Genomic DNA, 23686 nt, shown 5'->3' with positions numbered 1-23686 from the left:
ACTCCTTATGCGATTTGTGTTTGAGTGAGTGATTCAGTCGTATTGTTTTGGTTTGCAGCGCTGTTATGCTCATTAGTCATTGACTCAGAGCGCAGCTGCATGAGACGGGCCACGTAGTGCGGACCACCTGCTTTCGGGCCCGTACCAGAGAGACCACAACCGCCAAATGGCTGGACGTTGACGACCGCACCAATTTGGTTACGGTTGATATAGGTATTACCGACAAACGCACGGCGTTCAATATGCTCGACAATATTTTCAATACGGCTATGAATACCCAAAGTCAAACCAAAACCGGTACCGTTAATAGCATCAATAAGCTGATTGAGGTCAGTCGCTTGATAACGCAGTACATGCAATATCGGACCAAAATGCTCGCCACCGATGACATCAATGCTTTTTACCTCGATCGCCGTTGGCAATACAAAGGTAGATTGCTCTTGGCTGACAACCGAGCTGGCACTCATAGGTGTCTGCGCCAAAATAGTCGCCGTTGGCTCAGCAGCCATACGCTCGATATGAGCTTCTAGACTGCGCTTGGCATCCGCATCAATCACCGGACCTACATCTGTTGTTACGTGCAGTGGATTACCAACGATCAACTCAGCCATAGTACCTTGCAGTAACTCGATTAAATCATCCGCGACTTCTTCTTGTACGCATAATATACGACACGCTGAACAACGTTGACCTGCCGAACCAAAGGCAGATAAGACAGCATCTTTAACCACTTGTTCAGGCAATGCTGTCGAGTCAACAATCATGGCATTTTGACCGCCCGTTTCAGCAATAAAGACCGGCAGCTCGCCGTTGGCTTGCACATGATTGTTTAAGCTTTGGTTGATACGCTGCGCGGTTTGTGTTGAGCCCGTAAAAATAACACCTGCAATATTATCAGCTGCCGTCAGTGCACCGCCAACATCGCCTGCACCCGTTACTAACTGTAACGCTTCTGCCGGTATACCTGCTTGATACATTAATTGGGCAGCGAAATGCGCAATTAAGCTCGTTTGTTCAGCAGGCTTAGCCACGACGGTGTTACCCGCTGCTAGTGCCGCCACGATTTGACCGGTATAAATAGCCAATGGAAAGTTCCAAGGGCTGATACATACGAAAGTACCGCGTGCTTTATAAACTTGACGAGAATCTTTACCAGACAAATCGGTAAACTCATGCACTACAGTGTCTAAACGCTCTGCTTCGTCGGCATAAAAGCGACAAAAATCAACCGCTTCTTTGATTTCATCAATACCATCTTGCATGGTTTTACCAGCTTCAATTTGGCATAGCGCCATCAGTTCCGCATAGTTTTCTTCATACAAGTCCGCCACTCTACGCAATATAGCAGCCCGCTGCGCTGCCGGTACTGCTTGCCATGCACTTTGTCCCGCAACTGCCGCATCGATGGCTTGAAGTGCCAATTCAGCATTGGCATACTTTACGTCACCAGCGATGACTTCATGATTCCAAGGTGCACGTACGGTCTGCGACTCAAGTTGTTGAGAAGCGCCATCGACTTCATAGTCGTTAACCGCTTTACCATTGATAATAGAAGTCGCTGACCACGTCTTATGTAGATGGCTATCGATAGCATCCTTAAACGGTAGCCATTGTGACTCCACAAAGATATTGGGACCGAAACTGGCACGGCGCTTACCGTAGATATCTAACGGCAATGGAATATCAGGATTGTGTAAGGTATCGTTGGTCAATAACTTATCGTATGGATGCACGGTCAGTTTATCAATTGGATAAGACTTGTCTAATAGCTGATGGACAAACGAGCTATTGGCACCGTTCTCAAGTAAACGACGGACCAAATACGGCAACAAGTCTTTGTGCGCGCCAACCGGTGCATAGATACGTACCGGAATCTGATAGGCTTGCAGGATATGATCATAAAGAGCATCGCCCATGCCGTGTAGACGCTGAAACTCAAAATCTCGATGCGCACTCATGGTCATAATCGACGCTAACGTGTGCGCATTATGGGTAGCAAACTGCGGCCAGATGAGTCCGCGTAAATGATCTGATAATAAGAAGCGCGCGCAAGCAAGATAGGCAGTATCTGTACCTTCTTTACGTGTCCAAACAGGATAGCCTGACAGACCTTTTTGCTGAGCCAATTTAATCTCAGTATCCCAATACGCCCCTTTGACCAAACGTACTGGAATACGATCGCCAACCTCAGTTGCCAAGCGCGCTAACCACGCTAAAATAGCAATCGCGCGTTTAGAGTAGCCTTGCACCACAATACCTAAGCCGTCCCAACCGGCTGTTAAATTATCACGGTATAGAGACTCAAATAGCTTTAAAGAAATCTCAAGACGGTCGGCTTCCTCGGCATCGATACTGATATCAACATTGACCTCTCGTGCCGCTTCAATTAATAGTAAACAGCGTTGACGCAATAGCCCCATGACCTGGGCCTCTTGGGTCGCTTCATAACGCGGATGCAATGCCGACAGCTTGATAGATACCGACGGCTTTGGCATGCCCTCTTTAACTTTAATACTGGCAGTCGCTTTAATAGCATGCAGATAGTCATTGAAGTATTTTTCCGCATCTCTATGAGTAATTGCCGCCTCACCTAGCATATCGAATGAATAGGTATAGCCTTTATTACGATATGGTTGGCTATTTTTATTGGCACCTTCAATGGTTTCGCCGAGTACAAACTGATGACCCATAATACGCATGGCTTTTTGCATCGCACTGCGAATGACCGGCTCACCCATCTTTTTGGTCATACGATCCAAAAATCCTGAAGCGGTGGTATTACTATCAATACTGACGACACGGCCAGTCATCATCATACCCCACGTCGAGGCATTGACCATGAATCCATTGTCATTTTTTATGTGCTTTTTCCAATCAGCCACACTCATTTTGTCATGAATCAGCGCATCAGCCGTATAGTTGTCTGGCACCCGAATCAATGCCTCTGCCAAACTCATCAGCAGAATACCTTCTTGGGTATCAAGACTATATTCAAGTAATAAGGAATCAACCATTTTCACGGCTTTACCATCATTACGTACATGCTCGACCAGCTGGCGTGTCTGTGTGGCAACCGCTTCGCGTTCGCTATCTGTCGGTTTGGCAAGTGGCAATAAGTCTGTTAGCCAACGCTCTTCATCCACGCTATATAACGGTGAAATACGGGTATAAAGCTCGGCCGCTGGCTGGCTGATATAGTCTGGCGCTAACAAATCTACCGGATTAAATAAAATCGGCTTTTGCGGGGTAAACTGTTCTACTGGGTTCATAACAACTCCATAACTATCGTTTAAAAACCATAATAAATGGTACGGTAGGAAGTCTGATCGTTTTGTATAACATTCATAGCCATTGTTAAATCAAATAAAAGTTATGAATGGATATATACAGCAATAATCAAAATACCCAACACCGCCATCACAAAACAAGAAAATCCAGCATGCGCTGGAAACGATCAAGTAGGTCTTTTTAGTGTTAAACGGGCTACGTTAACAATATAAAGGCAACAACGAACAGCTAAGCGGCATTAGTGCCTTCTTCTTGTTAGTAGTGAATGGAGTGTAATGCTCAGATTCGGGTTTGATTCTCATAAACACTCATCTGTCATCTGATATGACGCAAATTCACTGTAAGAAAAACCTCTACGGCGTTGATTGAGGTGATGCGCTTAGCTTGGTCATAGTAGCATAAAAAAAGCGTCAAACGCACGCTATTACTTATTTTAACCAAGCAGAATGTTGTTTAAAAACAATTATTTATTGATAATATATTAAATATGACGCCTTGGTTATAAATACAGCTTTACTATTAATGTTTAATTGTTTTTTGAATCAATGACTTGGATTCATTCACAGCAGCTGCCTACTTTTAAACATAAAAAGACCCTCCTTACCATTTAATAGATAAGGAGGGTTTAGTATAAACTCAACTGGGTATAGCCATACCAGTTATAGGAATACCAACTTAGCCAATAAAATAGCCGTCAGTACCCAAACAGGAATGGTAATCTCAGAGAATTTACCTGTCATTAGCTTCACCGCCGTGAAGGTAATAAATCCAAGCGCAATACCATCAGCGATAGAGTACGTAAGCGGTGTCAATAAGAGTACGACAGCGACGGGCGCGGCTTCCGTTAAGTCTTCCCAGTTGATGTCTTTTAAAGTAAATAGCATCAGTACGGATACGTAAAATATCGCGCCAGCGGTTGCATAAGCAGGAATCATACCGGCCAATGGGGCAAAGAAAATACTGAGCAAAAATAGCACACCAACAGTCACTGCCATCAAACCCGTACGACCACCTGAGGCAACCCCTGACGCACTTTCAATATAACTGGTCGTCGATGACGTACCCAACATAGCACCAGCAACCGTCGCCGTTGAATCAGCGAGCAGTGCTTTGTCCATATTGGGAATATTACCGTCTTTATCGATTAAGCCCGCTTTATTAGCGATACCCACCAAACTGCCTGCGGTATCAAACAAATCAACGAATAAGAAGGCAAAAATCACACTAATCATGCCAATATCAAACGCGCCTGCAATATCAAGCTGCATCAGTGTTGGTGCAATTGATGGCGGCGTCGACATGATGCCAGTAAACTGCGTATGACCAGTGATTAGACTGATTAAGGTAACAAGCAAAATACCAATGGTGACCGCGCCAGGAACTTTTTTATATACCAAACCAATGATAATAAAGAAGCCGAACGCTGCCATCATAGGCGAAAATGACGTCATATCACCCAGCATGACCAATGTCGCATCACGGCCGACGATAATGCCAGAGCTTTGCAGGGCAATAAAGGCCAAAAATGCCCCGATACCAGCGACAATACCTTGTTTAAGGCTGGTCGGAATAGCATTGATAATCCATTCACGAATCTTAAATAAGCTTAAAAGGATAAACAAGCAGCCCGATAAGAATACCGCGCCTAATGCCGTCTGCCACGCATAGCCCATACCGAGCACCACACCATAGGTGAAAAAGGCGTTTAGTCCCATACCAGGTGCCAATGCGACAGGCAATCTTGCGTAGATACCCATAATAAAGCAGCCCACTGCCGCTGCTAAACAAGTAGCAACAAATACAGCGCCTTTATCCATACCCGCTTCTGCTAACACGTTAGGGTTCACAAAGATGATGTAAGCCATCGTCAAAAAGGTTGTGATACCGGCTAGGATTTCCGTTTTGATCGTGGTGTTTTCACCATTGATTCCAAAATAGCGTTCAATTGCATTCATAAGTGTCGCGCCCAGCTTGCTAGTGAAAAAACAAATTTATTGGTGCCTAAAATAAAGATGACGTCAGCAAATGAATTGCGACGTCATTATCAAAAGGCAGCGGTAACAAAGTGCAACATTCTAGAGAAATTGGCGTGTAAATTCAATCATTACCCGTGCCTTGCGGGTACAAAACTGCAATTTAGCACAATTAATGATTCTTAAGCGGCCAATGTTTCAGCTATTAGTCAGTCTTATTATTGCCCTCCCCTGTAGTTTTTCAGCAGCTTTCTGTTTATCATTTTTCACTTTAACACTATAATAAATGACCTTTTCATCATTTAACAGTACACTAGCGGGTTGTGGCGGGGGAACAGAATTAACCTATCATGAAAAACATCCTATCATGAAAATCCCTACTTGCCCCGAGCACTTATAAGCACTTACCTATTAACAGCCATTATTATTCATTACCCATGAGCCTAACACATGCCTGAATCATTAAATATTATCGACCTTATCACCCAAGCCAGTCTATTGGTACAGATTGTGATGGCATTGTTATTATTAGCCTCGTTGCTTAGCTGGGTGATTATTTTTCGTATGAGTGCACGTCTCGGTACCGCCAAAAACTTCGACCAACAGTTTGAAACTTGGTTTTGGTCAGGAGAAGACTTGGCTAAACTTTATCAAGGTGTGCAAGGTTCGCCTGAGCGCCAAGGGCTTGAGCAGATTTTTTATGTCGGGTTTTCTGAATATTTAAGAATGCATAAGAAACGCCAGCCTAAAGATGACATCATCGATGGCGTTGAACGTAAGCTTCGAGTGGGATTGGGACGTCAGCAGCAATTGTTAGAGTCAGGACTGACGACGCTGGCAAGTATTGGTTCGGTAGCGCCTTATGTCGGCTTATTTGGTACGGTTTGGGGCATTATGAATGCGTTCTTGGGACTGTCACAAAGCGAGCAAGCGACCTTAGCAACCGTTGCGCCCGGTATTGCGGAAGCCTTGATTGCTACCGCCATGGGTTTATTTGCCGCTATTCCTGCTGTATTGGCTTATAACCACTTTACTGCCAAATCAAGCCGCCTATACGATTCGCGTGCTTTATTCTGTGACGAGATGACAGGAATGCTACAGCGCGAAACCAGCATCGACAATCCGCAGCCTAGTACGCAAGCAAACCCATCAGTGAATCAAAGCACTCAGGTAACCGGTCTATGAAACAAAGCCCCTATCGCCGTGAGAAAAAAGCGCTCAATGCGGAGATGAACGTTGTTCCTTATATCGACGTGATGTTGGTGCTGCTGGTTATATTTATGGTCACAGCACCGATGCTAATTACGGGCGTCGACGTTGATTTGCCAAAAGAGCAAACCAATACGATGAGCCAAAGCCAGCTACCCGTGATTGTATCTTTAACCGACAGTGGCGAGATTTTTATCAGTTATGAAAATAATATCGACTTGCCAATTAGTGAGCCGGAACTGATTGATACCTTATCAAATTTGCAAAATCAAAGTAGTGAAGCGGGTGCTCAGCCTCTACAAGTGATGATTAATGCCGATCAAAACAATCAGTATGGCGCCATCATGACCCTGATGGCAACCTTACAACAAGCAGGCATTCAAAAAGTAGGGTTATTAACAGGGGCGCCTTTGCCCGCGCCTACATTATAACAGATCCCACTCTTAGCTCATTTGGTTATAATAAAGTAGATAATTTGATGAATTTCTTTTTTCAGTCTTACGTTTTTGAGTATCATTGTCATGCGTAATGCGCCGACCGTTTATGTGCCTACCGAACCTGAAGGTAACGGCCTAGCCTTGCCTACGCTTCTCAGTTTTCTGGCACATGGTCTGGTGATTGGCATACTGATTTATTCTTATCAGAATATGGAAGTTGAGACCGCTGGCACCATTGAAACCATTATGATATCCCCTGAGCAACTGGCTGAGATGCAAGGACAGATACTTGCCAATCGTGCAGCGGCGGCCAGCGCCATGCAAGCCGACAGCGGTACTAGTGGCTCATCAAATAATATGCCAGAAAATAGTTTTGACGGCAGTGTCAGCTACGACAATCCAACTCAGCCAAATTCTCAGCGTGTGCCTGTTTTTACCCGTTCTGACGATTCTGCTGGTCGCCCCATGCTCATGAGCGAAGAGCAGCACCAACGCCTACTTGAGCAAAATCAAGATTATGAGCGTAATATGGCGGAGTGGGCAGCGCAGCTAGATGAATCCGTGCTAGAAGAGCACGATCAAGTTGAACAAGACAAAAGACAACAGCTTATTGAGGAACAAAAAAGACTTGGAGATTTTCGCAGTAAACAAGATAATCCCCCTAAGATTAAACGCCCGACGGCCAACGACCGAAATATAGAAATCAATACCGGTGGTGCTGGTAGCGCAGGCCAAACCTTTAGCTTAGGAGATGATGGACAATCAATCCTATCTGGCGATGCGACGACCTCAAGTACGGCAAAAGGTAGCAGTCGTTCGGCATCAAGCGGCAGCCGCGGTGCCAGTAACAGTGAGATTATCAACCTCATCAAACGCAACTATAATCCGCCGATAGCAGCTAAGGGCTCGACTCAGCGTGCTACCTTAACCATCACTGTCAATGCTAGCGGCACTGTGATTAACGTCTCCGCCTCAGGCCCTGATAGCGCGGTCAATGAAGCGGCTAAGCAAGCGGTATTAAATACCGGCAGCTTACCGATTGATGCCGATGATCCTAAATACCCTACCTTTACCATACAGTTTAAGGGCAGCAATTAATCAGTTGCTCTAACACAATATTATTGCTAACTTTACCTTAAGTAACTTAACCCTACTGCGATATTATCTTACCGTTATCGGTAGTTTACCGCCTATAAAAAACTATTATCCCAACCTAGGAGTTCGATTTGGTCATGCGCATCCATAAAAAACTATGCCTCTCTTTACTTGCCAGCACCTCAAGCTTACTGCTTGCTCCTAGCGTCTTCGCCGCACCCGTCGTTCTAGAGTTGGATTATGAGATTCCGGTACAACAAAACCAAGTGGCTTTTGTCCCCTTTGCCGGTGACGCTACCTTATCATCTATTGTCTTAAATGATTTGAGCAAAACAGAGCTAAAGCTCACCAGTCAAAACCTGCCGCAGCAGCCGCACAGTAGTAGCGAGTTAGCAGGCACACTACCTGTTTGGCAAAGCATGGGCATCCCTTATCTCGTCGTCGGCAGTACGCGCAGTAATCGCGGTAAAGTAGTCACCGATTATGAAGTCATTGATGTTAAATCTGGGCGCGTAATAGAAGGCAAACAAAGCCTCACGGCTGATAATAATAAAGAAAGCATGCGTTACGCAGGCCATGTTATCGCTGATAAAATATATGAGCTTATCACGGGCATTCCCGGTGACTTCTCAGGACGCATTGCCTATATCGAAGAAATCGGTACTGGAAAAGAGAAGGTATCGCGTTTAAAAGTGATGGATGCTGATGGCGAAAATGCTAAAACCATTACAGAGGTGGCAGGTTCTATTTTCTCGCCTACTTGGTCACCGGACGGCAATCGCATCGCTTATTCAGTCCAGCGCGATAAGTCTTATCCTGTTATCTATATACAAAGCGTGAGCGGCGGCGGTGCGACACCATTAACGCCATTCCCAGGTAGCAATCTCAGCCCATCATTTTCACCAGATGGCAGCAAAATACTGTTTTCTAGCAGCTTTGAAGGCAGTGCCGATATTTACGAGATGAGCGCTAGTGGCGGCACGCCTCGACGTATCATCAATTGGCCAAGCAGTGAAGTACAGCCAAGCTACGCTCCTGATGGTAAATCTTTTGTCTTCGTCAGTGACCGTGCAGGATTTAATAAACCACGGATCTATCGTTATGAATTTGGCTCAGGGCGTACGACTCAGGTATCGAGTAGTGGTTATGCCACCAGCCCGCAGTTCAGTAGCGACGGTTCACAAATTGCTTTTTTAAGCGGTCGCTCAGCTGCTATTATGAATAGTGGCGGCGCGGTTACTGCCAACTTGGGCAATACCGGTATTGACGAAGCACCAAGCTTTTCGCCCAATGGTAAGCGTGTGGTTTACGCTTCAAAGCAAGGTGGTAAAGGCGTACTGACCATTAAATCATTGAATGGTGGCGAATCATTTGGTAAATCTGGTCAGGGCACTATCCGCTCGCCTGTCTGGTCATCTAGCCCTAAATAATGTATTCACTTATCATTTTATGAGTTAATGCAATCCCAGAAATAAAACCCTAAATGTAAAAAAGCGCCTCATAAATAATTAGGCGCTTTTTTTTAACTTGGAATGATATAGCTACTTTTATATGAACAATCAATTATATTAAAAACTGGCTAATCTAAAAAACCCAACGCTTAAAAGTTACTAGCAAGTAATGACATTACTCATCACTTGGATCACTGGCTGGTGGAACAGCGTGTCTGAGTTGCGCGACATCTTCAGCGGTAACGGTATCGGTATAACCATTTAAGTCACTGACCACATACTGAGTGACCGCGGCCATCTGCTCATCGTTCATCATCTTATGAAATGATGGCATTCCACGAAAGCCATTAATTAAGATATCAATGATGTAATACTTTGACTGCATTTTGCTGTTATTAGCGAGAGGTGGATAATACCCTGCGCCATAAGCGCCCTCGCCTTTATGCATATGACAAGCGGCACAAGAGTCGTGATATAGCTTTTTACCATCTGTCGTCACAAAAGCATTTGTTCCTTCAAACTTTGCTTCCCATTCGGTAATACTCGGATCACTATCCATAGTAGGAAGTGAGCTGTCATCAACGATGTTGATAGCAGGTGCGGCAAGCTCCTCACGACTCATATAAACACCGCCCCAAGCACCCGTATTACGGCTTGCTTGATAGTCGTTGGTTGTTAAGGAATCTTGATCTTGTACACTAGAAACGGTCACTTCATCATCTGACTGTTGACTACAGCCTAAAAGCACCGTACTGCTCATCACACTTAGCAACATCACAGTCAGCAGTTTGGGTGTCATGTTTTTCATGATTGTCTTATTCACGATTGCATTGTCCATGATAGCCTCTGAATTTTTATAGTTATTCATATTAACCCAGCATTTTTGCTTTTTTATGTAGGCGCTTTGCGGCATCCATACCAGATAAAATAGCGCCTTCTTGCCATGCCGGAATGTGTGAGCAATGCTCGCCCGTTAGTACGATACGGTTATCAATACTGCATAAGGTGTCATAATGCTGACGACGAGTCGACTCATTCCAAATACCATAACAACCAAGTGTCCATGGGATACGGTGCCATACCACTGACGTACCCGCACGGAACTCTTTTGGATACTGAGGATGGATATATTTACCATAAGCAAGCGCGACATTGATACGCTCCTGCGGAGTTAAAGTATTAAATTTATAAGAGGTTGGACCATAACCATAAGCGCCTAATAACACCCCCGTACCCGTTTTAAACATATTTTCTGACGGGTAGGCAATCTGCGCGATCGGCATGTCAGTATAGGTCAAGCCGCCAAAGATCCACTCATCCTCTTCCCAAAAGCGGCGATTAAACTCTAAACCGACTTTATAAGAAGTCTCATAAGGCACCGCTGCCATCGCTTCTTTCATCGGTTTTGAGACATTAATATCCAGTTGGGTCAGTACCGTTAACGGGATATTACAGACACACCAATCAGCACGGATGGTCTTGGTCGCGCCATTTGGGCTGTTGCTATCAACATAATCGACGGTAACGCCACTTTCATCTTGATGAATTTTGGTCACTTTTGCATTAAACTCAATCATATCGCGGCATTCACGAGTAAATGCATCACCGATTTTCCCCATGCCGCCGACAGGCTGAAACATCGTTGGTTGGTGAGCATAGGTCATATGGTTACCATAAATATCCGCCCACATACCTGAATCTAATATCTCACTGATAGGTAAAGGCTTTGAGGGTTTCTCATCAGGCATCAAGCCACCACCCGGAAAAACACTATAACCACGATGCTTACTGGTCGCATTGCTGGCACGGTAGCGATAGTCTTTATCGAGTACACCCCAACCCTTCAATCCTTCTAGTAGCTTTTCTTTATCTTCTTTATTCACAGAACGATCAAGACCGCCAACATTCACCGCTTTTGACAATAGTTCTGATACATGCCCTTGGATGTCATTTTTTACATCACCTAAGCGCTGCGGTACACCATTAAAATGGGTGCTACGATGGAGATAAGCGCGGTCATTGGTTTGAATAAATGGCTGCATCTCGACGCCGAACTGTTTGCAATAATGGAAGACGGCATAATGATGACTTGGCAGACGCCATGGTCCACCATTAAAATAATTCCCCTCTTCAAAATCGCAAGTAACTTCTTCGCCGCCAAGCTCAGTATATTTATCACCGCTATTAAGCGTCCAACTGCGACCGCCACCACGATTTTGGAACTCAAGAACTTTGACATCATAGCCCGCTTTTCGTAGCTCGTAAGCCGCAGTAAGTCCACCAAGACCAGCACCAAGAATGACAATACTAGCGCCTGGCGGTGCGCCCTTCAGATCCATGGTTTCTTTAAAGCTCGATTCTGATGCAAATCCTAACGTCGTCATTGCCTGATACATCGCGGTTGCACCCGCTGTTTTACCAATCATCGAGAGCAGTTGGCGCCGCGTTGGTGATTGAAGCATGTCTTTCATAATAATATCCTTAAAGTAGACGTTCGTGCGTAACGGTAAGCACTGGTGCTATCGATAAACACTTACCTTTCTCTATAAGTGTTTATGCTGTTTATCAGCTTGGGCTAATTCTGCGTTTATTTGCCAAGCTGCTCTGCTTACCGTATTGCCGTTAATCCCTGTCTTATAATAGCTGCCTAAAACGCATTGATAAGATTAATAATCCGCTGTCTGATTGAATTTCTTGCTATTTGCATGACGTCAATTTAAATGATTTAAATCAAAACCATTGCAACAAAAGCTCTTGAAAATAACCAAGTCCCAATTAACGGCGGCGCTTAGAACGTAAAATTGCTCGTATAATAAATATAATGACTAAGATAGCGACGATAATGCCGATAATCGCTAATAAACCTGCGTATTTAATTAAGAAAGGTTTCTCCACCCCTGTTGTCGCGATACGATCGACATCAGCGGCACTCACCTTACTGTTAGCAAGCCCAGCAAAATTAACACGTACGTAGTTGGCAATGCCAGCAATCTGCTCACTGTTCAGCTCTTCTGAGAATCCCGGCATGATAGGCGACGTATCAGTCGCTCCCTCTACCCCGTGCAGTATCATATTAACAAGGGCATCAGGCTTCTCGCGGCGAATGCTGCTGAGTCCAACGATAGGCGCATAACGCGCATCAGGCTGACCGTAACCGTCAACCCCATGACAGCTACCACAAGCCGCTAAATATAAAGCTTCTGGTGAATTGCTGCCATTACTCACCTCTGTTTTTGCTTGGGCTAGATAATCTTTTTGTGCAAGTAAATCATGAGTGATAGATTCGTTAATTGGCGTTGGCAAGCGAGAAACATCAACCGCTGAGACCTTATCGTCTGTTTGAATAGCAGGTACGGCTTTTAGATAAGAGGCAATCGCACTCAAATCTTCATTTTTTAGATAGCGCGTACTGTGAGCGACGGCTTCACCCATGGGACCGCCTGCATAAGCGCGTTGATCAAGCTCACCAGTACGCAGATAGGTGACAATATCTTGCTCACTCCAACTGCCGATACCGCTCGACTCATCGGGCGTGATATTTGGCGCATGCCAATGACCAAGCTGAGCACCTGATAAGTACATTTTTTTATTGAAACCCATGGTGCTGTTACGCGGGGTATGACAAGTGCCGCAATGCTCTAGATTATTGACCAGATATTCACCGCGTTTTTGGGTCTCGTTCAGTCCGTCACGCTTTTCGGTAGACGGTACATTGAGGAAATTCCAGCCAATCATTAGACTTCGAATATTAAAAGGAAATGGCAGGTCAGTTTTTTGCTTCGGTGCTTCATCGACAGCTGGTACAGTTTGCAAATAAGCAAACAATGCGCTGATATCTTCTTCTTTCATGCCGCTATAAGAAGGATATGGCATGGCAGGATACAGCATATGACTGGGTGCACGACCCTTTTGCAAAGCGTTCTTTAAATCTGCCTCGGTATAGTTACCGATACCGTAACGTTTAGAAGGGGTAATATTGGTTGAATAAATATCTCCCATTGGTGTTTCAATCGCTGTACCGCCAGTGTAACTCTCACCATGGCATGCCATACAGTCAGCAGCACGGGCGATATAAGCACCGCGGTTGACAAGCTCGCTATTGGCAGGGCTTACATTGGGTAAGCTGGCATTAGGAAGGTTAGCACCTTCAGCCATCACGGTACTGGAAGTAATACCAATGGCTAGCATCGATAACATCACAGAAAGTGGCTTCATAATATCCTCATATAGCTGGCACCTAGGGTGTTTTAATTATTGTTGAGACGAGACATGCGGTATTGAGCAAATTTTTATGATTGATGACTTGTTATACTCAATTGATAATCCATTAAATGATGTAGCAGATCGTCCAATAAATACTGAATAAAATAGCGTGATAAAAACAACCTTATAAAAATAGTTGCTAAAGAATGTCTCCTCACCTCACTAATGTAAGACTATTTCACGACTATTACTTAAATAATAACGCATTGACTGCATGTTTTTACAAAACTTAAAGAAACGTTGAATCATCGCCAAAGCCTAATAGACAATATGTTTTTTTATATTATAATTATAAATAATCAGAATAATCCTTTAGAAAACAATCATTAAAGACCGATAAAACCTATTTTTATTCATATAAACGAATATAATAAATTATTTACCCAATAAAATCAGACTTTATTGCTTATTATTATCAATTATCAGCGTACATAATAGATACATAGCGATTGGTCAAAATCGACTTTATGTCTTCTGTTATCTCTACTTTAAGTCTAATCTCTACCTCAATAATAAATACCCTTTTGCCTTGTCAGCTATTTTGTTTATGATAGCCGCTATTTTAATGTCGCTAATTACAGCCTGAGATGTCCTTATGAAATCATTTGCCTTTATATGTCTATTTGCCGCGACGATGCCTTTGACAGGTTGCCAATCATTTCAATTTGTTGAAAGCCCAATTCCTGTTAAAAATATCTCTTCCCAAACTGTCCTTGTTGAGAGTATCTCCGCCACAACCACACCTACTCTGGTTATTCCCGCTAAAGGTATTGCTCCTAACACTATTTTTATTTACTAGAACGGTTTCTGCTTAAATTGTTTGTATTAAAAACAGTTACTGCACCGAATAACACTCAATAAAATCAAAAAAAAGCAGATATCAATTCGATACCTGCTTTTTTTTGTTTTGTGCTTAATAAGATATTAAAAACACTAATAGCGACTTAGTAAGCTCTTACTTTAGCTATCGGACGCTGCTATTGACGGTTTGGGCTGATGCTTGATGACGGTTTTTGCCAAATGATCACCAAACCAAATCGCTGTATCAATATCGCCTGTACCTGGTGTCTCTTCCGGCGGACCGTCAAGCGACTGGGTCATCAAGCCCAAATTACTCGATAAACGGTTTAAGTCGTGGGGTTCATGTCCAGTTGGTCTAAGCGGCAACCCAATCCAGTTCATCCCATGCTGCATGCCATAAAGACAAATTTGCTGTAATACGGCAAGTTTATCTCCGCTAAGCCCACCTGAGTTGGCAAAACCTGCCGCCCACTTGCCTTGCCACTTACCGTGATACCAACGCTTCGAGGTCGAATCCATAAAAGCCTTAAAGCCTGCTGTCACGCTGCCCATATATACCGCACTACCAAAAACCAAGAGATCCGCTTGATCTAAAAAATCCCAATCAACATCATGGACATCGACGGCTTTGACTTGCGCCTCTGGTAGTTGCTGACGCGCGCCCGTCACGATTGCTTCAGCGACACGCTTGGTATGGCCATAGTTACTATGGTAGATCACGGCCATTGACACACTAGGAGAGCTATCGTCATGAGGTGATACGATAGACGGTGTAACAGATGTATTCATATAAACTCTAATAATGGATTTGGATTGGGTAAATAGTATTGATTTTCAAAATGTTAAATACTTTTTATTATAAATACTTTATTTAGCAACTAGCTATTATATAGGACAGCGGACGCAGTAGTTAATTGATATGAGGCAAGCTTGGATAAATTCAACCTTGACTAAGCTCCGGTATTTTTACGCGCTTAATTTGTGAGGTAGAAATACATAATGATTAAAATCTAACTTAAATGCAAAATCAAATGGATTGAATTCAGTGAAAAAGGACAGGTATTTAGATATATCCATGCTTTGGCATTCATTGAGGATTAGCATTCATTAAAATTTAAATAGTTATTCCATATTTGAATATGTTAATTCCCGCTCTTCTTGTAGTTATCCTTCAAAACGGGTTTATCATATAGCCCTTATTCAATCATGCTTAGAAAAACGAATTAAATATTCCAAAAAGCTATTATAAACAACACATAAATAATGAACTCTGCAACATTATATCAGAGAAGGATGTGATTTCATTGACGACTATAACGACGAGCGTTCAGCCCATGAACGATACACAAAACCCTATTACGAGAGACACGCTGACTTTAAATAATCCACAAAAACCATTGATATTAGGTGGCGCTATTGTCAGTTTTATCATGTTGGTCTATCTGTCTGTTACCCAGACTACCGCCCAACCGCTGCTTTTTGGTATTGGCTTATTGCTAGGCTATACTCTGTTTCATGCCCGCTTTGGTTTTACTTCTGCCTTTAGACGTCTGATGGCGGTTGGTAATGGACAAGCAATGCGCTCTCACATGCTGATGTTGGCCGTTGCGGTTACTTTGTTTGCGCCCATTCTTGCTTATGGTACGACGATTTTTGGCGGATCGGTCACGGGTTATGTTTCACCAGTTGGCGTCAGTCTACTCGTTGGCGCTTTCGTATTCGGTATTGGCATGCAGCTTGGCGGCGGTTGTGCTTCTGGCACGCTTTACGCAGTAGGTGGCGGACGTTCGGTGATGTTTATTACCTTTATTTTCTTTGTCATTGGCGCGACCATTGGTGCTTATTATCTGCCGTTTTGGACAGAAGAGATGCCCTCCTTTGCCCCTTTTTCTTTAGCAACCTCTACTGGGCTTGGCTATAGTGGTGCGTGGGCGTTGTCTTTGGTACTGTTTGCTCTGATTGCTTGGGTCACGCTCATTATTGAGAAAAAAACCAAAGCCCCGAAGATGGCACCCGTGCCGACGGAGAAAGGTTGGAAACGTATTTTTCGGGGCTCTTGGCCGTTATTCGCAGCAGCAATCGTCTTGGCCATATTAAATGCTTTAACATTGCTCACGCGTGGCCAACCATGGGGGATTACCTCTGCATTTTCACTATGGGGCTCTAAAATCGCCAGTAGTTTTGGCGTTGATGTCGCTAACTGGGGCTACTGGCAAGGGGCTAATGCAGCCGCATTGAATGCCTCTATTTTCGCTGATTCGACCACAGTAATGAATATCGGCATTATCATTGGGGCTTTTATTGCCTCGGCAGCGGGCGGTTTGTTCAAGTTTACTCAGATTACTTTAGGAAATTTTGCCGCTTCAGTGATTGGCGGGTTAATGATGGGCTTTGGTGCACGTCTGTCATTCGGATGTAACATCGGAGCTTATTTCGGCGGTATCGCCTCTTTCAGTGCTCATGGTTATATATGGGGTATCATGGCGATGGCAGGAACTTTTTTAGCCTTATACTTGCGTCCTTTATTCGGGCTTTCTGTGCCAAAATCAAACGATTCTGTATGCTAAGACCTATCCCATCCTCATTTCTCTTTACTCAGAGAAACTGCATGATAAATGAGAGCGCCAGTTAATAAAATGAACAAAAAAAATAGCAGGCTTATCTTAAGCCTGCTATTTTTTATTATATAACCAATATGCTGCATTTCATTGGTTGAGCACTGTTATCACTTACTGGTATCAAGGGACAGCAAGGCTGCGGACAATGACCAATGCCATACGTCCTGTGGCAGGCTGCTGAAGATGCGTTTGACGCCGATAAGAATAGTAATGCGGATCAGCATAGCTACAAGGTATAGCAGACTGATTATTTACGATAATACCTGCTGCATTTAATTGATCAGCCGCAAGCTGTGGTAAGTTCAGCTTAATTTTGTCCGCTTCAGACGCTAAGACGTAGCGTTCTTCAAAGCTCTCTAAATGCTGCCTTGATAAGGTCTGATTTTCGATACAACCTGCCAACAGCTTATCTCGAACCTGAGTACCCACTTCATAATTTTCTTGACTAATACAAACCCCAATCCATGCCTTGATTGGTCCAGTACTCTCAAAGCATTCAGACGTCGCTTTAATAACACCGCATGCCAGTCCCTGCCAGCCTGCATGTATGGCGGCAATTTGTCCCGTTGTTGGCTGGTATAAAACTATCGGCACACAATCAGCAGTCATAATAGCAAGCCCTAAACCTGATTGCCGGCTGACCATTGCATCAGCAGCCATAGGCTCCATACTGAGCGCTGTCTTGTCAATGTCATGGATATGATTACCATGGACTTGATTGACCCAGTGTAAGCGCTCAATAGACAGGCACTGCTTTGCTGCTAATTGCTCATTGATAGCGGTGAGCAAACGCATACGATTGTTTAAGACTTTTTTTGCATCATCATTGACATGCAAGCCTAAATTTAGTGCCCCATAACTTGCGTGATGCTGCTGTTGATAAATGGGCTGATTGCTTGCACACCCATCTTTAACAACGTCTACATTTTTAGTCGCAGCAAAAGCGGCTGTTTGAAACACAGCTATATCATCAAGCTGTGTCAACAATGTCATCGGAAGCGTATTTTTCATAGCGGATTTACCGTTTTAATGAAATGTCTTTGTAGTGCTTATTCGTCAGTACTTATTCATCGTCATACCCATCGCTTAAGACTGCCATCAGCTGCTGCATATCTTCAGGGATTGGCGTGGTAACTTCGATATCTTCGCCAGTCGTTGGATGAACGAAACCCAAGGTGTAAGCATGCAACGCTTGGCGCGGGAAATTGTTAATCGCTTGACGCTGCGCTTCTGTTAAACCTGCACGTAATTGACGACGACCGCCGTAAACGCGGTCACCAACTATCGGATAAGTAATGTGACTGAGATGCACACGAATCTGATGCGTACGCCCTGTTTCTAGACTGACGTCCAGCAGACAATAGTTATCGTTAAGCGGGGTCACCGTTAATAAATGTGTGACCGCTTCACGCCCTGCCGTCATCACCGTCATTTTGGTACGCTGATTGCGATGACGACCAATCGGCGCATCAATACGACGATGCCGCAGTAAGCTTGCCGCATCACCCGCTACCACACATTGATAGTGACGATAGACAGACTTGTCTTTTAGCTGTTCCATCAATGCCATTTGCGCGGGCTTGGTTTTACCAATCAGCAATAACCCTGAGGTATCCTTATCAATACGATGTACCAGCCCTGCACGCGGCAAATGGTGCTGCTGTGGGTAGTGATACAGTAGCGCATTAACCAAAGTACCTGTCTGATTACCAGCCCCAGGATGGACAACCATACCGACTGGCTTATTAATCACTAAGACATCATCATCTTCATAAACCACGTCGATATCGATGTTTTCTGGCTGATCTTCACTATGCTGTTCTAAGGTCGTTGATAAATGCAGGACGTCACCAGCTTTGACACGAATTTTTGGTTTTTGTACACTGCCGTTATAAAGCAAGCTGCCGTCAGTAATCCAACCTTGTAGTTGGACACGTGAAAAATCGGTGAATATTTTTGACGCCAGTTTATCAATACGTAAACCAGCTTCATCTTCTATCACCGTATGCGTGACATCAATGGTGACAGGAACCACTTGACCAGCGACTGACCCTGCATCGTCGCCGTCCTCATCTTCTTCATCAATCAGCTCACCATCCATCAATTCATCTAGCTCATCGTCACCGGACATATCTGGCATCTGCTCATCAAGCGCACTTTGATTGTCATCAAGCAGCTCATTATCCTGTAATAACTCATTTGGTATCGTCGATTTTTGCACTGGTGAACCTTTCGTTGGTGAAGCTTTCATTGCTAAGTGTTGCGCGGATAGCTCTTGTGCTGATAGATCAGCATCTAGCGGTTGATTATTAGATAAGTTGGTCGTCATAGCATCATTATTCATAGCGGATTCATACATAGTAAAGTCTCTTACACTGTTGTGTAAGCCGACTTCATAAGAGAGCAGACTAGCGCTTGCTGGCCGTCGCAAATAAGCGAGGTCAAAAAAGCGACAGTCACATCGTCATAGTGTAACATGCTGAGCGCTGAAGCCCTACAGAAGCTGCGTGTTATCTATGATTTTATTACCATCATGCAATAGGTGTTTAGCCGTCATGCGCTAGACATGACTCGGCAGATTAACTCTCTAAAATATGACTTGGCTGTAATTTACTGTATATTTGTCCCTGTCAGCCATATTCAATATCGCTCGTGACGGCGGCTCATGCTACACTACGGCAAGAAACAACCATACATAAAGCATTAGCAGTTTAACTACAAAATAGATAACGAAAAAATAGACGAAGCAAACGTTATTCTATAAAGTAAGCCATGTTTTGCTGTATGCTATGGCACTGATTTTTTAAAATAAATACATTTTATTCATATTAGCAAAACTGCATTCGATAAAAATTATGTTGATAATGAGTACGCTTATTTATAGAGCATACTCAATAATAGACAGTTAGCGGATGCCGCAAACATCGTTTTTCATTATTATCCTTTTATTATTTAGCCTAATAGCGTTGCTGCTATTACGCGTCTTGTGTCGGAGAAGAAGTATGCAAGCTGTTGGCAATACGTTTATCAAACTGTCCTCAATCACCCTACTTGCCCTAAGTGTCAACTTGGTAGGTTGTCAAACGTTTAAAAACCTAACCGGCGGTAAAGACGTGGATGCGGTTGAAACTGCTGAGAAGTCAGAACAGCGTTACTATAGCGACGCCATCGCTCAAATTGATAAAGGTCGCTATACGCAAGCTATCGAAGATTTGACCAATCTGCGCACCTTTTACCCAACCGGACAATATGCCGAACAAGCGTTGCTCGATATGATGTACGCTCAATATGAAAGTGGCAAGTTTGAGACCGCTGCAGCCAGCGCTGAGCAATTTATCAACCTATACCCTTCTAATCCACAAGTCAGCTATGCTTACTACGTACGCGGCGTGGCCAATATGCAAGGCTCGTCAGAAGGTTTAAAACTATTTAAGCTCAATCAAGCTGAACGCGATACCGCGTACTTGCGTATTGCCTTTGCCAACTTCCAAGAGCTTATCAATAAATACCCTAACAGTCCTTATGCACCTGACGCCGCTCAGCGCATGACCTTTATCTATAATCAGTTTGCTGAAAGCGAGATGAGCGCGGCAAATTGGTATATCGAGCGTGAAGCGTATGTCGCTGCGGTAAACCGTGCTAAATGGGTGTTCCAATACTATCCATTAAGCGAATCTGTACCTGACGCTATTGCGGTACTCGCTTATAGCCATGAAAAACTTGGTCTTGATGACTTAGCAAAAGAATATAAAACGCTGTTGCAAATCAACTATCCAAATATGCTCAGCGCTGATGGACGTGTCAAACTCAACACCAAGCGTGAGCGTACTTTGTTTACTAAATTGACCTTTGGGCAATTGAACCGCTTTAACAAAGACACCTCAGTTTCTGAAGGCAATTACAACGGTGCCACCAAAACTCAAGTTATCCGTAATGCCAGCCAATTAAGATTGCCTAGCGACAATGCTGCTGCCAATACAGCTGCGCCAAGTAATACCTCTCCTTTACGCCTAACTGATGACAATCGCCGTGTGCGCTTAGGTGCGGTTGAAAAGGATAGCATCGATATGACAGAGGGTAATTAAGCCTATTTTCAGCATAATGGCGATATCAGAGCCTGATACTAGAGCCTTTAGGCGCTTTTAATCCTTAGCGTCTAATTCAGAGTATCGTTATGCTAACAGAGGTAAACTAAAAATAAGGTCAACGACACAGTTGGCCTTATTTTTTCTGTTTTGGTTTTTGCATCATTGTTTGTATTCTATATTGCCTGCGTGCAATATTGGTAATGCTTAAAATAATGCACCTATGGTAAACTGTTTTTTGCATGAGTATTCCAAATCACATTCTTGATCAATTAAATAGCCAAGCTGACTTAATCAGTATCATTGGGCGTCATACCACGCTTAAACGTGCTGGTAGTGAGTATAAGGGCTGCTGCCCATTTCATGGCGAAAAATCACCGTCTTTTTATGTCAATCCACAAAAAAATATCTACCACTGCTTTGGCTGTAGCGTCGGTGGTAACGCCATCAGTTTTTTACGTGATTATGAAAACCTTACCTTTATCGAAGCGGTTAATGAGCTGTCCAAACAAACGGGCATCGAAATACCAAAAGAAGAGCAGCAAAATGTCAGCTATCAGCGAATTTCTCCTAAATCTATTACACCACCGCCAATAGCTAGTTCAACTGTCAGCGCTAAAAGCCCAACACAAATCATTAATGCACCTTCTATACTTTCTGTTTCTAATAGTCAGGAACAAAGCCAAAATAGCTATCGCGATCAGAGTGTTCATGACAACAATAGTAATAGCTATGATCATTACCCACCATTAGCTGCTTACGATTCTGTCCCTTATGCAACGGATACCTATGAGGCTAATTATCAAGGTGATGACAGCTATCCGCCTGCATGGTTGACCGGTGATGATGACACTGCTGCACTCTATGATGACAATAGCGTCTCTGGTAAAGACGGCAATCTCTATGAGCTGTTAGAGCAAATCCAGCAGTTTTATCAGCATAATCTCACTATCCACCCGCATGCTAAGCATTATTTTTTATCGCGTGGTATCACCGAAGATATTTTTGAAACCTTTGGTCTTGGCTATGCACCTTTTGGTTGGCAGCATCTTGAGCATCAATTCCCACAAGATATTGAAGGCCTGAAAGCCTTGGGCTTGGTACGAAAGTCAGAATCTGGGCGCGATTACGACCTATTGCGCGATCGCGTTATTTTCCCGATTCGAGACAATCAAGGACGTACCATTGGTTTTGGTGGTCGTGCGCTTGATGACGAAGTAAAGCCCAAATATATCAACTCGTCCGACTCGCCCGTTTTCCATAAGCAGCACGTACTATATGGCTACTATGAATCTCGCCAACAGCGTGCAGATAACTGGCTCGTGGTCGAAGGCTATATGGATGTCATTGCCCTTTATCAAGCGGGGATTTATGGTGCGGTAGCATCCATGGGCACGGCGATTAATGAGAGCCAGATCTCACGGCTGTTGACATTAAACCCTACCCTGACATTGAGCTTCGATGGCGATAGCGCGGGACAAAAGGCCGCTTGGCGCACGCTTGAAGTGGCGCTGCCTGTGCTTGGTGATGATAAAGAGCTGCGATTTTTAACCTTACCTAACAATCATGACCCTGATACCTTTATCAAAAGTCAGGGCGCAGATGCCATGCGCGAGCAAATCGCCACGGCCATGCCGCTATCTCAGTATATTTTTGCCTATTTAAGCGAGCGTTATGACTTAACCTTGGCAGAAGGTAAAGCCAAGCTCATGTCACAGGTGCGCGCGTTGACCACCGCCCTACCTAAAGGTAGTAGCTTTCGCTACTTGCTGAATAATGACATTTATCAAAAGTTGGGTGGTAAGCGTAGTCAAAACAAAGATGCCAAAGACGCACTGCTAGATTTTGATGGTGATATGACCATCAGTCAGCAATTGCAGTTGTGCTTTTTATTCCAGCCGCGCGCCTTAGTTGATGACCCTATCGAAGCCATTTGGCAACAAGCAGGTATTAACGATTTGCAATTGCCTGCTCATATTAAGCAAAAAGCCTCTGCTGATACATTGCGCCCACTCGCATGGGAAGACTTGCAAGATAATGCCCTGCTCGATATCGTCAGCACCATTAAGCGCTGCCTTAATTATCTGCCAAAAGACGTCAATGCAGCGGCACACTTTATTTTATCCAATGTCAAACCAACAACTCAAGAGACGCTTAGCCGCGACTGGGGCGGTTTTTATAAAGCACTGACCACGCGCAATATCCTAAGCCTTGATGGTTTGGTCGAAGAATTGGTCAGCCAACTGATTGAACGTCATATGAAGAAAAAAATCCAAGATTTGGTCAAGAACCCTGACAACATAAAGCTGGCGATTGTCCGTAAGCAATCACAATTATTGAATGACTGGTTACGTGCGCAGCAAGCAGAGCAATCGGCACAAATGGCAACGGTTAAATCTTAGCAGCTAGGCAGAATTTTTATTTATGAGTAGCCACCCTTTAAAAGTATCGTGGTTGCCCCCACTA

16 protein-coding genes are annotated in these 23686 nt (G+C 44.0%); 8 read left to right on the top strand and 8 right to left on the bottom strand.

What is annotated here, in order from left to right:
• Nucleotides 1-5: 5 nt before the first annotated feature.
• Both putA and FQ084_RS07405 read right to left on the bottom strand, forming a co-directional pair.
• Nucleotides 6-3269, bottom strand: a complete 3264-nt coding sequence (putA, locus tag FQ084_RS07410; protein WP_149489989.1) for a bifunctional proline dehydrogenase/L-glutamate gamma-semialdehyde dehydrogenase PutA — start codon at nucleotides 3267-3269, stop codon at nucleotides 6-8.
• Nucleotides 3270-3947: 678 nt separating this feature from the next.
• Nucleotides 3948-5243: an NCS2 family permease gene (locus FQ084_RS07405; RefSeq protein WP_149489988.1), complete on the bottom strand. Its 1296-nt coding sequence runs from the start codon at nucleotides 5241-5243 to the stop codon at nucleotides 3948-3950.
• Between the two features lie 468 nt (nucleotides 5244-5711).
• Here FQ084_RS07405 and tolQ point away from each other — a divergent pair, with 468 nt between their 5' ends.
• The 4 genes from tolQ (at nucleotide 5712) to FQ084_RS07385 (ending at nucleotide 9432) form a co-directional block, all read left to right on the top strand.
• A complete protein-coding gene (gene tolQ, locus FQ084_RS07400; RefSeq protein WP_149489987.1) occupies nucleotides 5712-6446 on the top strand; it encodes a protein TolQ in 735 nt (244 codons plus the stop codon).
• Complete coding sequence (gene tolR, locus FQ084_RS07395) at nucleotides 6443-6901, top strand: protein TolR (protein ID WP_149489986.1); 459 nt, start codon at nucleotides 6443-6445, stop codon at nucleotides 6899-6901. Before tolQ ends, tolR begins: the two co-directional genes overlap by 4 nt.
• 75 nt (nucleotides 6902-6976) lie before the next feature.
• Nucleotides 6977-8005 (top strand): cell envelope integrity protein TolA, encoded by a 1029-nt coding sequence (locus FQ084_RS07390; protein ID WP_262880691.1) that lies wholly within the window; start codon nucleotides 6977-6979, stop codon nucleotides 8003-8005.
• Between the two features lie 134 nt (nucleotides 8006-8139).
• Nucleotides 8140-9432 (top strand): PD40 domain-containing protein, encoded by a 1293-nt coding sequence (locus FQ084_RS07385; RefSeq protein ID WP_149489985.1) that lies wholly within the window; start codon nucleotides 8140-8142, stop codon nucleotides 9430-9432.
• Nucleotides 9433-9628: 196 nt separating this feature from the next.
• On the opposite strand, the gene FQ084_RS07380 is transcribed toward FQ084_RS07385, so the two are convergent.
• The 3 genes from FQ084_RS07380 to FQ084_RS07370 form a co-directional block, all read right to left on the bottom strand.
• On the bottom strand, nucleotides 9629-10261 hold the full coding sequence (locus tag FQ084_RS07380; protein ID WP_188032936.1) for a c-type cytochrome: 633 nt from the start codon (nucleotides 10259-10261) through the stop codon (nucleotides 9629-9631).
• A gap of 61 nt (nucleotides 10262-10322) precedes the next feature.
• Nucleotides 10323-11924 carry a flavin monoamine oxidase family protein gene (locus tag FQ084_RS07375; RefSeq protein ID WP_149489984.1) on the bottom strand — a complete coding sequence of 534 codons (1602 nt, stop codon included), beginning with the start codon at nucleotides 11922-11924 and terminating at the stop codon, nucleotides 10323-10325.
• A gap of 304 nt (nucleotides 11925-12228) precedes the next feature.
• Complete coding sequence (locus FQ084_RS07370; protein WP_149489983.1) at nucleotides 12229-13668, bottom strand: cytochrome c; 1440 nt, start codon at nucleotides 13666-13668, stop codon at nucleotides 12229-12231.
• Nucleotides 13669-14311: 643 nt separating this feature from the next.
• Here FQ084_RS07370 and FQ084_RS07365 point away from each other — a divergent pair.
• Entirely contained in the window at nucleotides 14312-14515 is a 204-nt protein-coding gene (locus FQ084_RS07365; RefSeq protein ID WP_149489982.1) for a hypothetical protein, read from the top strand.
• Nucleotides 14516-14676: 161 nt separating this feature from the next.
• On the opposite strand, the gene FQ084_RS07360 is transcribed toward FQ084_RS07365, so the two are convergent.
• A complete protein-coding gene (locus tag FQ084_RS07360; protein WP_149489981.1) occupies nucleotides 14677-15306 on the bottom strand; it encodes a flavodoxin family protein in 630 nt (209 codons plus the stop codon).
• 545 nt (nucleotides 15307-15851) lie between these two features.
• On the opposite strand from FQ084_RS07360, the gene FQ084_RS07355 reads away from it, so the two are divergent.
• Nucleotides 15852-17084 carry a YeeE/YedE family protein gene (locus FQ084_RS07355; protein ID WP_149489980.1) on the top strand — a complete coding sequence of 411 codons (1233 nt, stop codon included), beginning with the start codon at nucleotides 15852-15854 and terminating at the stop codon, nucleotides 17082-17084.
• A 171-nt stretch (nucleotides 17085-17255) separates the two neighbouring features.
• Here FQ084_RS07355 and FQ084_RS07350 read toward each other — a convergent pair whose 3' ends face one another.
• Both FQ084_RS07350 and FQ084_RS07345 read right to left on the bottom strand, forming a co-directional pair.
• Nucleotides 17256-18146 (bottom strand): polyphenol oxidase family protein, encoded by an 891-nt coding sequence (locus tag FQ084_RS07350; protein WP_149489979.1) that lies wholly within the window; start codon nucleotides 18144-18146, stop codon nucleotides 17256-17258.
• Between the two features lie 52 nt (nucleotides 18147-18198).
• A complete protein-coding gene (locus tag FQ084_RS07345) occupies nucleotides 18199-19236 on the bottom strand; it encodes an RluA family pseudouridine synthase (protein WP_410477334.1) in 1038 nt (345 codons plus the stop codon).
• 901 nt (nucleotides 19237-20137) lie between these two features.
• Here FQ084_RS07345 and FQ084_RS07340 point away from each other — a divergent pair.
• The gene (locus FQ084_RS07340; protein WP_149489978.1) at nucleotides 20138-21220 is read left to right on the top strand and encodes an outer membrane protein assembly factor BamD; all 1083 of its coding nucleotides are present in this window, start codon (nucleotides 20138-20140) and stop codon (nucleotides 21218-21220) included.
• Nucleotides 21221-21462: 242 nt separating this feature from the next.
• The gene (locus tag FQ084_RS07335) at nucleotides 21463-23622 is read left to right on the top strand and encodes a DNA primase (protein ID WP_149489977.1); all 2160 of its coding nucleotides are present in this window, start codon (nucleotides 21463-21465) and stop codon (nucleotides 23620-23622) included.
• Nucleotides 23623-23686: the final 64 nt, after the last annotated feature.

Origin of the sequence: Psychrobacter sp. ANT_WB68 (assembly GCF_008369115.1) — a bacterium.
In the GTDB taxonomy this organism is placed as follows: domain Bacteria; phylum Pseudomonadota; class Gammaproteobacteria; order Pseudomonadales; family Moraxellaceae; genus Psychrobacter.
This window is presented reverse-complemented; position numbering and strand designations above follow the sequence as displayed.